The organism is Pedobacter sp. UYP1 (assembly GCF_040547305.1).
Taxonomy (GTDB): Bacteria; Bacteroidota; Bacteroidia; order Sphingobacteriales; family Sphingobacteriaceae; genus Pedobacter.
In genome coordinates, this window is record NZ_JBEPPL010000012.1 from 1 (window position 1) to 15969 (window position 15969).

The window sequence follows — 15969 nt, forward strand, 5'->3', positions numbered from 1 at the left end:
CATCAGGATAATCTTTAACGCTAATAGCCTACATTGGTGGAAAGGCATTTATTTATTATGGGAAGTTTAACGGGTAAATTTTCAAAGGGAATCCTTGACGATTTCATTTTTAAAGCAGCAATTTGGAGTACAGGTTGTTTCAAAAGTTCTGTAAGGGGCACAATGAAACAATCAATGGGAAACCGAAAGGCATCAGAGAACTTTCGTAAAAGTAGCAAGCCTGGAAAAATCAGGAAGTAATTAGCTTGTTAAAGAATCGTAACCAGTTGCTTTGAACTCAAAAACTATCAAACCCAAAATTTGAAATTTAATCCCTGGTCCACAAGTTTATGACTTGATCCGGAATGAAGTTGAAAGTAGCAGGAGATAGAAATATTCTTTAACGCGGTTCCTAGCGGTTCTGTCAGATGAAAAGTTACTACGATAATAGCTGCGACGCCACGTAATCCATCCAATATCGGGTAATGCGGCTTCGCAGAAAGGTTATTATTATTCATTGGTAACTTTCTGTTAATGGATTTTTAAAATTAAATAAATAAACTATCCGAATTCGACCAAATAGTATCAAAATCCAGACAAATAATCTCATTTTTATCCATAAACAGGGATATATCGCCACAGTCTGGCCGCTTTTTAGTTTTCATTTATTTCATCAAGGTCAGCTTTGATTCCCTTAATTTTCCTGGTTTCAAAATGTTCAATATACTCAGCTCTTGATCTGAACTGTGCATTTGGATTTTGCTCATAGTAAGAAATTGCTTCGAGGATTTTCTTGTTTTTCCGTTTGTCTTTCTGCTTGTTAAGGAGATATTGCTTTGTTTCTTCTTTATCAAATCCAAAAATCAACTCAATATCTACATAAACCTGAAGATCAGTATTAGCTCCAAATTTAGCCTCATACAATTGATAAATATCTTCAATTTCCATGTGTTTATAAAGCATAAAGGCACAAAGGTCTACAGTATAAACAGGCGAATCTATTTTTGATGCTTTGAGTTCTTCAGCTAACAGCACTTTTATTAAAGCTTTATCATCATGGCTGTAATCCTCATATAATTCGAGAATCAGGTTCTTTCTCTTTCCATAATTTAAATCAAGAGATTCATAATAACCAGTTTTACCGTTATGGATAAATTTGAAGTTTTCCAGGATTGATTCTTCCTTAAATGCACTATAGTTCTTAATGATTTCTCTTAATTCGTTCATATGCCGTAAAATATGCATCATTAACGATATATTAAAAAGAATTTGAGAAGAATAACTGTTATAATAAGATTTACATTATCCAAATAAAAAAAGGTAGTTCTATTCTACATTTCGATGTCCCCGGAAAAATACAACCCCCTACAAACTATAGTTTGCAGGGGGTTGTACGTTTTGATACTGAATCTTGTGATCCCGCTGGGATAATAACTTAATAATCCAAGCGATACTAAATGAGCAAGTTATAAATAATAGTTAATCGTCATTTCTGATTGGGCACCAAATTGGGCACCAGTTATTTCGATACGATATGACTAATTTTAAAGAACAATTTGTTGTGTAAACAAATATAAGTTATTGAATTGATAATTAATAACTTATTATTTCTTCTGCTCTTCATATGTATGCGAAATTACTTTTTACACAAAAAACGTTGGTTCAGCAGTCCAGGCATGACGTTTTTAAATTCTTCGAAGAAAACGTTATGGATATCTAGCTAAACCACTTTGTGTATTTTTTGATTAGAATTTACTTGAGCTCACACACAAAAAGCAGAATTAGTCATGTATCCATTAAGGAATCACTAATTCTGAATTTTCTTACATCAGTCTGTATTTTTGTTTATCTACAGGCTTTATCGAAATCTATGAAGGAACTGAAATATTGTTCAGAAAAATGTTCTATATTTAAATTGTTAAAACACTCTCAAACCATGTACATTTCAAAAATTTCCCTTAAGGGATTCCGTAATTTTCCTAATAACGAGATACTTTTTAACGACGGCATCAATGTAATTATCGGGCACAACAATGCTGGAAAGACGAGTTTGCTCAGGGCTATTGGACTTCTCATCAGTCAAGAGTCTCCAAAACGTCTTGAAGTAGATGATTTTTCCAAAAACGCCTCACTTGCAGAGCTACAGGCCTCGCCTCCCTCGATAACTATTTCACTGGATATTATCCAAAGTTTAAAAGAGGATTTGACCGGCGATGACTTGGTAACGGTATCCAACTGGCTAACCAAGCTGGAGGAACCCTATGAGGCAAAGTTGACCTATCGGTATTATCTTCCCGTTGAAAAAACGGGAGATTATATCGAAGCCCTTAGCCATGTAGTGAGCAAGGATGAAGCCTGGCTTACCATAAAACACGAGTTTCTGAGGTTTTATTCGTATAAAATTTTCGGCGGAGAGCCTTCCCTTCAGGTTGCAGCCGACGGAGAGTCGCTGCAGAAATTCGATTTTCAGTTTCTAAACGCCATAAGGGATGTTGAGCGGGATATGTTTACCGGCCGCAACACCATGTTGCGTGACGTCCTTGATTTTTTTATGGATTATGAAATCAAGTCCGCAGACGAAGCGACCAAAACGCTTGCGCAGAAGCAAAGCGAGATCAAGCAGATCAAAAAGGAATTTACCACCAGTGCCGGGACGCTGATCACCGAGTTGCAGAGGAGGATGAAGGCAGGCAAGGAACACATTCTGGCTTATGCACATCAGACGGGGGCAACTTTTAACAACGCCAAGCCGGATTTTGACGGAACAATATCTGATGTGGACATGTATTCTGCCCTTAAGCTTATCATAGGATATGATCTGCTCGATATTAAAATCCCCGCTACGCATAATGGACTCGGTTATAACAACCTGATCTTTATGTCGCTGCTGCTTGCGAAAATGCAGGTCAACTCCGATGGGAAATATCTCGGCAGCAACGCCAAAGTATTTCCGGTCTTGGCCATTGAGGAGCCCGAAGCACATCTCCATCCCGCGATGCAATATAAATTCCTTAAATTTTTAAAGGAGAATAAGGACAAAAGAAAGGTTCGACAGATCTTTGTGACTACACATTCTACCCAGATTACCTCTGCGGTTTCGCTCGATGAAATCATCTGCCTGCACAATGAGAAAGGAACGCTATCTGTTGGATACCCTGGCAAAACCTTCCCTGATACAGAACACGGAAAAAAGGCAAAGGCTTATGTTCAGCGGTTTTTGGATGCTACCCGCTCTGATATGCTCTTCGCGCAGAAAGTTATCTTCGTGGAGGGGCTTGCTGAACAGCTGACCCTGCCAACACTGGCTAAATACTGCGGGAAAAGCCTCGAAGACTTTCACACGGCAATTATTCCTGTGGGCGGGAGGTTCTTCGATTATTTTCTTTACCTCTTTGATAGTGCCCTGCCATTTACGATACCAAAAGCTGTGGCTTGTATCAAAGACCGTGACCCGGAAAGAAAAAAGAAGGCAGGCGGTACTTTCACGAGCTGTTATCCTTTTGAGTATGACCATGATCATGCGGCATTCGAATATAAGGATCACGTAGCGGCCAAATGTGCACATTACTCAGCCCATTCTAATATAAGATTTTTCGGGCAGAACCATAATAGGGGCAAGACTTTTGAATACGAGCTCTGTCTTGATAATCTCGACACTGATATTCTCTTAACGGATTCTCTGCAAAACCTGGGCGAGTTGAAAAAAATGTTCAATATTTACCGAGCTAAGGGGCCGCTTTCCCAAATGTATGATGAGCTCAGGGACAGTAAGGAAAATATCAGGCTAGAGAATTCCCTTGTTGCCCAGTTGGATCCCGGCTGGACGGATACCGAAAAAATGAAGGCCATCTGCGCTTCGAGGTATTTAGCCTCCGTTGGCAAGGGCGAAAATGCGCTTGAACTGGCGAATCTTTTAGAAACTAACCTATTGCTTCCCGAAACCGCTCCGGCGGGGGACGATCCGCTGAACCCTTCCAAATTACAGGTCAATTTCAATGTTCCACAGTACATTAAAGATGCAATAGATTTTATATGTCAGTAACAGAAATTTCATCGGACGCCCTTATCCCAATCGATCAGCACTTCAGGATCTCCGCAGGGCCTGGAGCCGGAAAAACACACTGGCTTGTGGGGCACATTGAAAATGTGCTGCAAAATTCCGATAGACTCGGGAATTACAAAAAGGCGGCATGCATAACCTACACGAATGTTGCGGTAGATACCATCCTCAAGCGGCTTGATTTTGTTGCTGACCGTGTAGAGGTGTCGACGATCCACGGGTTTCTATACAAACATATTCTTAAACCCTATATGTCTTTCATCGCCGCCGAGCATGGCTTTAATGTGAAGCGGATGGATGGCCACGATGATCACATCATCAGCCGAAAACGGATCGTTGACTGGATAAAAACACATCCAAACATTGCCTCGTTTCGGCATCCATATACCCTGAACCAAATGATCCTATTGGACAACAACCTCTCTGGAATAGGCAACTGGCTGACCTCCCTGCACTATGAACTAAGGGGCGCGGAAATTGAAATGGTAACCGACAACAGCGCCGCATTTTATATGGATGGGACAAGCCGGCGGAACCTGTCAAAAGTGGCCTGTCTAGACAAGCTCTCTCCGGATCTGCTCGGTTATAAAAAGACGTTCTGGGCACAGGGAACCCTTCATCATGATGATGTACTGTATTTCTCTTTTTTGCTGCTAAAGAAATACCCATTCATTCTGACACTGCTTAGGGCTAAATTTCCTTACTTTTTTATTGATGAGTTTCAGGACACCAGTCCCATTCAAAGCGCCATCATAAAACTGATCGGTGCAAAAGACACCCTCATTGGGATTATCGGAGATGTTGCCCAATCGATATACAGCTTCCAGGGTGCACTGCCTTCTCTGTTTACCGATTTTGATCTACCCGAGATTGCGGAATATCTCATCCGGGACAATAGGCGCAGTTCCAATCAGATCGTTACCTTTCTAAATGCAATTCGTCCGGCAATGATCCAGCACCCAGTAAGGGCAGTGGATTTGATGCCCGTGACCCTTTTGGTCGGAGAGATGGGAAAAGGCTATGAACATGTGCAAACGGTCTGCGGGATTGGAACGTTTACCGCTTTAAGCAGGAACAATATAACCTCCAACATTCTGCGCAGGCAGTCATCCTCGCATCCGCCCATCAATCTGATAGCCGAATGGTCCAATAAGGAATCCAATAGTGACAGGAGGCGGACTATTCTCAACGCTGCCAGCGCAGTTGAATTTGCCAGGCAGAAAAGATTTAAGGATGCAATTGTTCTGATGGGCAAAAACCTTTTTCATATCAAAGATAAAACTGAGCGGAAAAAGGCTGCTCTGAACCAACTGGTAGACTTGCTTTCAGATTATGACCGCTATCGTGCCGAACCGATGTTCAGGTTTTATGAGCTGGTCAAAGCGGTTGTAGCGCCGGCTATGCCTGCGGTGAGTAGGGGTGCTGCGAGAATGTTTTATGATGGATATAGCTATGACCAGATTGCTGACTGCATTAATATACCGGAAGATGATTCGCTGAGCAGAACGATCCATAAGGCAAAAGGGGATGAATTCGACAACGTTTTAGTCGTGCTCAAAAAAGAAGCCGATCTGACTTTCGTAACCAATCCAGATTTAAGTTTAGAAGAACAACGGGTCAATTATGTTGCAGTAAGCAGAGCGCGTGAGCGGCTGTTCATTTCTATTCCTTCGCTCGATGCTGTGAAAGAAGCGAGCCTTTCTGGCCGTTTTGATATTGTTCAGGTTTAAGATTTTTATTCATACCCGCTTCTATATTGGCGGGTATGTATAGTCCGATTTTGGAGAACGACTCAAGTAAGGAATACATTCCATAAGTCTTCTGTAGACAGTTTTCGAACTCCATACTATCTATATTACCTATCTGGCTTTTTACGTTGATAAGAAAAGCGATTCTCATAGGCAATCATTGCCTTCAAGAATAAAAGCGAATTCAAATGATCATTAATTGGTATTATAATTCTCAGATTTAAATACTTGAAGGGAACGAACACTTATTTACTAAGCCATTTCGTAAACTGAAAATGATCAGATTAAAAAGATGGCAAAGTTCCTTTATAGTTCTTCAAGCAGCAACCTGATTTTTGAGATTTTCATAGGCTCTACTTCAGCATTTCTAAAATCCTCATAGGCCCTTTCGATATACCACAAAAGATGGTGTGCCAACTCAAAATCCGGAGTAAGCTCAACCATTTTTTTTCTAAGAAAATGCTCTACCAAAAACAGATCTCCCTCACTTTTCGCCGCAAAATCGTTGATCACTTCCAGTAGAAAATGCTTAGCCGTTTCATAAAACCGCCACCGATCGTTCTCTTTAGTAAGTAACAGATAAATCAGATCATCCATTTCATCAAGAGCCCAGCCGGTATCAACCATGCAGATCTTAAATCCACTTTGGATATGGTAAGGCGCTAGCTTAGTTTCCCTGATTTTTGCCATAATAAACATAAAACCTTTTTTTTCTCCCATTGCTGATAGATACTTCGCCAGCGACATTTTGGTGTCATCCGTAAGTTTATCAGTCTCGAATTGTGAAAGAATAACAGCGCTTACCTCTTCTGGAAACCTGGCATAAAGTAATTTGACCGCATGCAAAAAGTTATGATTATTATAGTCTGTTAAGGAACGTAAAACTTGCAGGAGCGTTTCTGCATCACCGCCGAGTTCAAGGAAAATGTCTAACCCAACATATAATTCGTCTTTGAGTCTCCCACTTATAATGGCCTCATAGATCAAATCAACCGACTCAAATATCTTAAGGTTCCGGCACAACCCAATATGTGTGCCCAATACCATCGAATCATTGATTCCATCCCTCATATTGGCTATTACCTTGGCTTGTAACAATTGCTTCTTTTGATCAAAGAATTTAATTAGTAGCGAAGCAATAGACTCAATTTTGTTAAGTTTGTGATGCTCAAGTCCCCGCATTCCATTTCTGTCCATCCAGAGCAGATCCAAAAGAAACCCTTCCTCACTGCTCATCTGAAATCGCTTCCAAAGCCTCGCAAGCAATAATTCCTTTTGACGCCAATGCAGCATGTTATTTTCAATAAAAAAGGCATTCTTAAAGTTGGCCCGCGATATCTCTTCATTGAAATAATCAGCAGCAATTGATTTAAATAGCTCTTCTTCGGGTCTCGCATTGAAATTAAAACCAAGGATTAACGCCGCCCTGATAAACTCGAATTGTTGAGGATCCTCCAGCACCTTTAAACAATCCTTAAGAAAGACTATTTTCTTATCAGTCATCTGGTTGCTAAGAAACCTGTACATCAATTCTGAATCTGTCTTGAACCGCTTAGGTTTACTATCATAGTCAATGTACAAGTCCTCGTAGGGTAGGGACTTTCTACCATAAGCACCAAAAAACGATATTACGCCCTCCCGGAAGTGTTCTAGCGATTGAACATATTTCAGGTCGTTCTGAAATTTTACTTCCTGTGATTGCTGATAATAGTTGTCAGCAGGGTCCCCCTTGATTTCCGGTTTTCCAAAAGCATCCTCTATCTGTTCCCTAAAATAGCTGGACTCCTCGAAATTTTTCGCTAAATAAAGGCCGCTTCTGAAAGAATTTAATGTACCTCTGGAAATTAAGCCCTCCTCATGTGCATAAAGCAGATAGGACATGCAGTCGCGGTCAATGATATTGGAAAATTCGTAGTGATAATGTCCCTCCGGATCCAGCAGCAATATCTTCAGGGCAATCATTTTGGTGCCATTGTTTTTGAAAAATTCACCCATTTGAGAGAATTCATCCCTGATCGCCTTCCTTCCCAATACTGACATAAGATCAACCAAGGGGAAAATGATGTTCCGATCCTGTGCGTACACTAAAGTTGCAGTGGATTCCAGACCTGAAATAAAAGTACCTAGCGCATCAGTACGGTGGGCGTAAAAAGACAACCACGCAGATGTACCGACAAGATTAAAGAGCTTTCTCAGATTTTCAGGCGTTCTGGTCGCCAATAAAAACTCTCCGATCTTTTGCTCAGATCCATTATGCCTTATGGATTTATTATAACTGATCAGCGAACCAAAACCATCGAGGCCAAACTGATAATGTTCATCTACAAGATTTTTTGCAATAAGATATTTATAAATTCCCTCACGGAATTCATGTTTCGCTAACAGGTCCACCCTTTCCATCGCAGTCTTCGTAACCGCTAGCCCGGTTTCCCCGTAAAATGAAAAGACGTTCATCAAAAGCTTTCCATAATATGGATCCGATAAACTTTTAAGTTCTTCAAATGCTTTTTTCTGGTAATCGCTAGCCAGTTCATTATTCAGAGACAACTCCCTTATGATCCGGCATACGGTGACCTTGACCACCTCATGGATATCCGGACGAAGAAGCGAGAGGAGGTATCGGAGCGTTGTCGGCTCATTACCTATAAACTGCGCAATATCATCCTCGTCAATCCGTATCGGACGGGAGCTGCGATGAATACAGTTATTCAGTATGGTTGTTAGGATTTCAAGCCTGAATGCGGAGGTAAACTTACTGCTATCACTATAGGTAAGTAGCTCAATGTTGTCATTTTTGATAATGGTGACCAGTGTTTCACGCAATGGATCCTGCTCGCCAAGCATTGATATTACCGAAGCAATAGTCTGGATCCACTTCGGACGAATCTTCTTGATTTCTTTGCCTAAGCAGATAAAATCAAAAATCTTGACTTCCTCTTCAATCAGCGCCAAGGCAGCAAGTTGTTCCTGAAGTAATGCATTTTGAAAGAACCACTTGCCATTTTCTAAAGATAACAAGGCACTGTGCTGAAAAAGTTCTATCTGCTTAGCGTTAAATAATTGTTGTATAAAGTCCTCATCTGCAGCATTCAGTCCGGCTAGTTGGAAAGCTAGCGCCAGCTTTTTAAGCGCCCGGCGATAGTCCATCTTTCTTTGTAAGAACAGATTTCCCCCCGATAGTTTTCTGTTCGCTGAAATCAATAGGGATTCATCAATAAATTTTGATACAATATCAATCTTACTGGAGGGAAGGTTTCTGGGGTTCTCGGCAAACCAACTGGCCAACATAACCAGGTAAAAGGGGTGATGTAGGAGATCGTCAATCCCTAAATTTTTGATTTTTTTGTTGAATGCGTCAACCTGCTGCTCGGGCAGTTTTGATGACAGGTATTGTTGGATCAGGTAGTAACCCAAAGGGTCAATGGTGAAAAAATTTACTTCCTTTAACTTACTATGAAGATTGTACCGCTGAAAGAAAGATTTTCTACAGGAGAATATAATATTGACGTTCGGATATTGATGAATAAACTCGCCAATGTGATCAGTCGTTTCGATAAACAGGTCTGTTGGCACCTCATCGAGGCCATCAATGATGACAATCAGGTCCTTTGATGGGATTTCCCTCCAGGTGTCCGCGTTGGCTTTAAGAATTTCATCTATCGCCCTTATGTTTACGGACTTGAGCTCGATCAAAATCGTCTCAAAACCCGGAAACCCAACAGACAGTTCATAAGCCGTTTGCTTCAACAATACACTCTTACCCTCATAAGCATCAGCCAAAAGACAGATTTTTCTTGAAACCAGTGGATTCTCCCTCATCAGTTCTGAAAGAAAAATCGGCTTCCGCTCTTTCCGGCGGCCCCAAATTGATTCTTCATTATCCTGTCCCAATGCAGAGATGCTACGGCTGATGAAATTTTCCTGAGGAAATACCTTGGTTTTTTGGAAGAGTTTTCCATGGCAATGTTTTTCAGCATCTTCTATTCCAAAAAAGCGGCTTACAATCCTGTAATATTTGGCCAGTATGGAATTTAAGTAATTCCCGTCCCAGACGATGAGCTCAATGCCATAGTCATTTCGCATTCCCAGCTTTTGCTCATTAAGATAGCTTTGAATGCTGGTCTGCTGCAGATCTGCGGAGGTGCAGATCAAAAAACGATCGGAGGTGTTCAAAAAAGAACCTTGTTCAAACTCGGTAATAATCGCTTGTACCTTCGTTGTATTAATAGCCTTTACATGTTTGCACTGTATGGTGAAAAATTTTCCAATCCTTTTGTCAAAGCTTATAATATCTATTCCATCCTGTTTGCTACCTTTCTTTAAGAATTCTTCAAAAGCGGGGAGGGAATACTCTTCCTGAGCGAGATAAACAGTTAGTTGTTGAAACTCCTCCCAGGTAAGCTTATCGAAATTAAGTCTGCTGATCATTTTTTTGAGCCTCGTGTAAAAATTAGTAATGAGAAATCTTAATTAATCCTGGTATTGAGTTTTTGTATTCCCAGATCCTTACGGAAAGAAAATATTAGCTGTTTGGCAAGGGCCCTTATTTTTTCCTCATGAATTTCAAATACCTCGGAAAATTTACTATCCTCATGTTCATGAATAAGATATTCCATTAAATCATCAAGTCGCTTAAGTATCGAATCGGGTACTATCAGATGAGCTTTCGCGTATAGCGCATCTAGTTCCAGCGCTTTGGCATCGATTTGATCTGCAAAATCCAGAAGGCGTTCCTCGGTCAGCCCATCCCTTTTTTTTGCCCTGGATACCCGGTCAATGATCTCCATAAACTCATAAATATTTCCTGTGATTTTTTCATATATTTTGAATTTCTCGGTGTAGAGCTGATTTCTGATATTTAAAGTTTTGCTAAGCCGATAATTGAGCAAACTGATGATAAAGGCAGCAATCGATACGATGATGGCGATATCTGTAGGCTTTAAATCAGGGGTTAGGGAAAGCATCATAAATTCTTTTCTTGCGTATGGATAAATCAGGATTAATAATGGTTTTTGCTAAGGCTTGCAACAGCAAAAATGGCCTCAATTATGCTGAAAATGCAGCGTGGGTTTGTTACGCATTAAGCTGCATAGCAAGCAGGACTCCAGGAAAGCGCAAAGCCCTTCAGGTTAGTGGTTCGCTAATTCAAATACCGAAGTGAAGAATGAATTGGTCTCAGCCGCCCTTCTCGCCTTTGCAAAGATCGCCTCCTGCAATGTCATGCACCCCTCTAGAATAAAAAAGATATCTTGTCCATCCATACCGATCAGGTTCGTCGGCTTTCCAGCCGCAAATGCTTTGAGTGCCTGTTGGGTAAATCCGGAATAACTCACAAAAAGTCCCCTGGACCAGATAGCCTTTCCGCTAAAAATTAAAAGGTCAGCTTCCGCTGTCTGCTCTGCATGCCACTTGGCCTCCATCAGGTAGGTGTCCTGGTTGAGGTCAAAACTACCGTCGATTTCCTCACCAACAATCCTGAAAGACTTTTTGGGCTGAAGCACAAATGCATCAAACAACCTGATTAGGAAATCCTGAAAAGCATAACCTCTTTTATGAGGGTCAAGGGATGTCAATGATATGAATTCGGACTTAAGCCTGGCTATCGTCTCTGGGTTAGTCTCTTTTTTTATCTCAACCTTTTCAGGCTTAGCACTCATCAGGCTTCTCAAGAATTCAGGATCCCATAATTCCGGGATTTTAAAGCCAATATCCTGTATGCTTTTATTGATGGCTAATATTTCCTCCCTTGATATCGGATTTCCCTTGTTGTTGCGGTAGACCATCGCTGTCTGAAGAATAGTTGACATCAATACGCAGAATTTCCCTTTGGCGTGTTCCAGGGTGTTTTGTAGCAGCGTAGATATTGCAATCTTTTTGCTACCACCCTGATATAAATTCCCTATACCGCATTTTTTGACACATCCTCCAAAAGAAATTGTGGGGTCTCCATGAGGGTGGGGATTGGCTGGCAGAAAATCATAAAGCAGTCCGGAAAGGGTAGTTATGGCTTGGGTGTCTTTTAAATTGATTGACATATTGAGCGACTAAATAGCTAATTTACAGATTTTGACGTTACTTTCAAGTAGAAACTTCTTTTAATATCTCGTGGTTACTTTGACTTTTTATTGAGGCCAAAAATCTCTTCGCTTTTCTAGATATATGGGAATGAAATTTTTGTAGGTGTTAATATCGATATTTCTTTTCATTGGTATGCTTTTCGGTATAACTTTTAAAAATTTTCCGGTTCAAGGCCATTAAGGTTATGCTCCAATATTCCAAAAATAGTGGAAGAGTAAGGCTGTAAAGTTCCTTTTATCAAGCAGATTTCCTGAATGTCGTAGTTGACAAAGCTGGAAATAGAAGACTGGTGGCTGAGCCGGTCAGACTGTGTAATAAAACCACGAAGTTGCAATGGGAGGACTTCTGTTGATTGAAACCAGGTTGACAGTACGGGGCAGTAGCCATTTTCCAAGTTGAAAGTGTGGACCGGGAATACGATATTATAAAAACTGCCTTTGTGCCCCGAACTTGACATATCAATATGGGTAGATGAATATTTTATGCCCATCACTTTGTTTTTGTTGACCCATTGAAGGAGCAGTTGTGGGATAATGTATTCGGGTTTAAAAGGATCATTTGGTTCTTTTACTTTTACTGAGCATGCGGCTACTAATGGCCATATGGTGACTTTATACAATAAATCAAGACCATGGGAATCATTATCGATTAGGTGATCGTTTTTGGAAAAGATATCGCTGGTAAGATCTAACAGTAACATTGGGTTCTTATTCGTTAGCCTGTTGGCATGGATTTCTGACATTGCAGGTCTTTTGAGTTCCTCCCAGGCCACATAGATTGAATTGGCCACATAAAGGGAAGGAAGACCGGGTATAGAATATCTCTGGGTACTTACCTTGCTTCGAAGCTGGAAGGGGATGTGGAAGAGCTCCTGTCTGGAAAGTGCATAATTTTTCGAAGAAGTACGAATCCTATATAGGTTTTTCCCTGCCTGGAGCTCATGGTTTTTATCAAGAAATTCCGATATATTGGTTTGCTTTAAGGTATTGCTTAGCGTTTCGTACGCGTCACTCGGTTTCCCGTCGTAATAGATATCAATTGCTTTCAGAATTCCTTCCCGAAGCATTTTGCTGCGCTTTTTAAAGGTTAGTGAATCAAATGGCCTGCCATTTAGCTCTCCGCTTAGATCTGTTGAGCCGTCAATCATCCTACCGAAAACGCTGATTCTTTCTTTCAGCATCTCGCGGAATGAACCTGAATATGAAACAGGTAGGTTTGTCAAAGGATGTCTGATAATATCTAAGAAAGTCATATGTGTTGGTTAAGTTATTGAAGGCGTTGGGTGTATTTTGTAGCATTAGTGCAGTAAATCCTGTTTTCACAATCTAAAGATAGAAGTTGCTTGTGTTAAACCCAGATAACCGCACAAAAATTGCTTTTAATATAATGGTTGATGGATGCGTCATCTAAATTAATATAATTATTGCTTTTATAGACATAGGTTGTAAGGCTTTTAGTAGCCGTAAATGACAATGTTCATTGAGTGGTTATAGTTAATCGTTATTAGTAGGTATAACAAATTATCAATTTAAGCAATAAAACTCTATCGTTTGTATCAATTTAACCACGATTCTAAGTTTTACTTTAATATAGTAAGTTAGTAATCTCTATTGGAACCAAGAGAGGACTCCAACTAAATTTTCATTATTGAATTGAGAAGTTACACAAGCTTCGGAATTATCTCAGCTTAAAAATCATCTTTTAATGAGAGTTGTAAAAATTAACCAATGCAAGAACCCATGAGCGAAACTTAATATGAAATAATGCCGAATACCGTGAGCGGTCATTATTTATATGTTCATTTGTCTTGCATACTTTGTCGCATTCTTCATTATAAATAGTTCAATTATTAGATTAGAATCCTATTTATTTTTGGGTACTACCTAAGTGGTACCCAAAAACTCTCATTTGTCATCCCCAATTTTGAGTTATCATTTTAAAACGCATGTTATGGCAAATATCGAATTTATAACCAAAGAAGATTGGGAACAATTCAAACAGGAACTGTTTTCGGAACTAAGAAGACCAGGGCAAAAGCTGCATAAAAACAGTGAGCAAAAAGAGTGGCTAAAAAGCTACGAAGTACGTAAACTATTAAGCATCTCATCCGGAACGTTACAAAGTCTCCGTGATTCGGGAACACTAAAATTTAGCAAAGTCGGTGGCTTGATGTTTTACAAGTACGATGATGTGGCGGCATTGATCGAGGGAAAAAACAAAAGTGGTCGCCACTGATTTTTACAAAAACAGATCGAAATACTACAATCCCAACAACCATTAATCAAGTAAAAATCCAAGTTCAGCACCACTGATCTATGGGCTACCTGCAAACACCCGAGTGTTTAGCAAAGATGTATTTTCGTATACGAAAATCTCTTTGCTGTCCTATAAAGGACAGAGGCTCACTCGGAACTCGTGATCCTGAAGTCAATAATAAGTGTATTTATGGCAAGAAACAAAGCAAAAGATCAGGATAAGATTTTAAGCCATCCAATTATTATCCGATTAACTGAAAAGCAGTATAAAAAGGTTGCTGATTTATGGCTTGAGAGCGATTGCAAATCCATCGGTGATGTGGTCAGGAAGATTATCGCTAATCGTCCTATAAAACTCTTGCATAAAGATATTTCCATGAATGCGCCGATGGAAGAAATGGCGCTTATCCGGAAAGAGATTAAGAGCATTGGGGTCAATATTAATCAACAAACCCATAGTTTCCACATCAGCCAAAACCCGATTGAACGATCTTTTCATTCAAGTAAGACCGCACAAATCTATAGAGAAATTGAACCTAAAATCGAAAGACTAATTACCCTGATTTCTAAACTAGCTGAAAAATGGTTGCAAGAATAAAAATCGGGAAAAGCATTAGGGGGATTCTTCATTATAACGAAAACAAAGTTATGACCGGTGATGCCAGGGTAATTTTAGCAAGCGGTTTTGCAGGAGAAGTTGAAAACATGGATTTTGAGCATAAATTAAAAAGATTTGAACATTTAACTTCACTTAAACCGAGTGTTAAGACAAATGCACTGCATATCTCACTTAATTTCCATTCGAGCGAAAATTTTGATGATACCAAAATGCAAGATATTGCAATTGCTTACATGGACTCGATCGGTTTCGGTGATCAGCCTTTCCTAGTTTATAGGCATAATGATGCAGCTCATGAACACATCCATATAGCAACAACAAGCATTCAACGAAATGGTGAACCGATTAAAACCCACAATATAGGGAGGCTGGCTTCAGAGCCAGCAAGAAAGAAAATAGAAAAGGATTTTAATCTTGTTATTGCAGAAAGCAAAAGGTATAGTGCTGAGCAAGGTATTAACCCTATCGATCAGACTATTATTACCTATGGTCGTTTACCAACAAAAAAGTCTATAAGCAATGTGCTCAGTGCGGTAGTGGGTTCATACAAATACACCTCACTTGCGGAATTAAATGCAGTATTAAAGATCTTTAATGTTATCGCAGAAAGAGGGGCTGAAGAAACTGAAATTTACAAGAAAAAGGGCCTGATTTATTCTATTATCGATAGGAACGGCAAAAAAATAGGTGTTCCGATCAAAGCCAGTTCTTTTTATAGTAAACCGACATTACTAAATCTGGAGAAGAGGTATGATAAAAATTCTGAATTACGAAAGCCCTCAAAGCATGATCTATTAAAAAGAATTAACAAAGTACTTAGTGTTTACCAAAGTATAACAAAGGAGAACCTTGTTTCAGAACTGAAAAAACAAGGTATTAGCCTTATACTAAGAATCAATGAGCAAGGCCGTATTTATGGGACAACTTTTGTCGATCATAACAATAAGACCGTTTTTAATGGAAGTGATTTAGGTAAGCTTTACAGTGCTAATGCCGTTTCACTGATGGTTGGCACTTCTAATACCTTTAAATCATATCTGAAGCCTGTAAATGGACGGGAAAGCTATTTAAAAAGCAATAAAGATTATTCATTAAGGCCGAATCTAACTTCAATACAAACAAACTCATTATCGCTTGGTGACATTTTTGGTAAACCGGAGATTGATTATGACCCAATACCAAAGAAAAGGAAAAAAAGAAAAAAAGGATTAACCAGATAAATAATAATTT

The 15969-nt window shown here is 39.7% G+C and carries 10 protein-coding genes; 5 read left to right on the forward strand and 5 right to left on the reverse strand.

The window, feature by feature from the left end; genetic code table 11:
- Positions 1-633: 633 nt before the first annotated feature.
- Positions 634-1206, reverse strand: coding sequence for a hypothetical protein (locus tag ABIB30_RS19820; protein ID WP_354304774.1), 573 nt, complete (start codon positions 1204-1206; stop codon positions 634-636).
- Positions 1207-1849: 643 nt separating this feature from the next.
- On the opposite strand from ABIB30_RS19820, the gene ABIB30_RS19825 reads away from it, so the two are divergent.
- Positions 1850-4021, forward strand: a complete 2172-nt coding sequence (locus tag ABIB30_RS19825; protein ID WP_354304775.1) for an ATP-dependent nuclease — start codon at positions 1850-1852, stop codon at positions 4019-4021.
- Positions 4012-5769, forward strand: coding sequence for a UvrD-helicase domain-containing protein (locus ABIB30_RS19830; protein ID WP_354304776.1), 1758 nt, complete (start codon positions 4012-4014; stop codon positions 5767-5769). Before ABIB30_RS19825 ends, ABIB30_RS19830 begins: the two co-directional genes overlap by 10 nt.
- A 324-nt stretch (positions 5770-6093) precedes the next feature.
- Here the strand turns inward: ABIB30_RS19830 and ABIB30_RS19835 are convergent, their stop codons facing one another.
- The 4 genes from ABIB30_RS19835 to ABIB30_RS19850 form a co-directional block, all read right to left on the reverse strand.
- Positions 6094-10215: an NACHT domain-containing protein gene (locus tag ABIB30_RS19835; RefSeq protein WP_354304777.1), complete on the reverse strand. Its 4122-nt coding sequence runs from the start codon at positions 10213-10215 to the stop codon at positions 6094-6096.
- Positions 10216-10253: 38 nt separating this feature from the next.
- Positions 10254-10754 (reverse strand): hypothetical protein, encoded by a 501-nt coding sequence (locus ABIB30_RS19840; protein ID WP_354304778.1) that lies wholly within the window; start codon positions 10752-10754, stop codon positions 10254-10256.
- Between the two features lie 162 nt (positions 10755-10916).
- Positions 10917-11822, reverse strand: a complete 906-nt coding sequence (locus ABIB30_RS19845; protein WP_354304779.1) for a hypothetical protein — start codon at positions 11820-11822, stop codon at positions 10917-10919.
- Positions 11823-12016: 194 nt separating this feature from the next.
- Positions 12017-13117 (reverse strand): hypothetical protein, encoded by a 1101-nt coding sequence (locus tag ABIB30_RS19850; RefSeq protein ID WP_354304780.1) that lies wholly within the window; start codon positions 13115-13117, stop codon positions 12017-12019.
- 698 nt (positions 13118-13815) lie between these two features.
- Between ABIB30_RS19850 and ABIB30_RS19855 the strand changes: the two genes are divergently transcribed.
- The 3 genes from ABIB30_RS19855 to ABIB30_RS19865 all read left to right on the forward strand — a co-directional run bounded on the left by ABIB30_RS19855 (position 13816) and on the right by ABIB30_RS19865 (position 15959).
- Positions 13816-14100, forward strand: coding sequence for a helix-turn-helix domain-containing protein (locus ABIB30_RS19855; protein ID WP_354304781.1), 285 nt, complete (start codon positions 13816-13818; stop codon positions 14098-14100).
- Positions 14101-14310: 210 nt separating this feature from the next.
- Positions 14311-14718, forward strand: a complete 408-nt coding sequence (locus ABIB30_RS19860) for a plasmid mobilization protein (protein WP_354304782.1) — start codon at positions 14311-14313, stop codon at positions 14716-14718.
- Positions 14703-15959, forward strand: a complete 1257-nt coding sequence (locus ABIB30_RS19865) for a relaxase/mobilization nuclease domain-containing protein (RefSeq protein ID WP_354304783.1) — start codon at positions 14703-14705, stop codon at positions 15957-15959. The genes ABIB30_RS19860 and ABIB30_RS19865 overlap by 16 nt, the downstream gene beginning before the upstream one ends.
- Positions 15960-15969 lie beyond the last annotated feature (10 nt).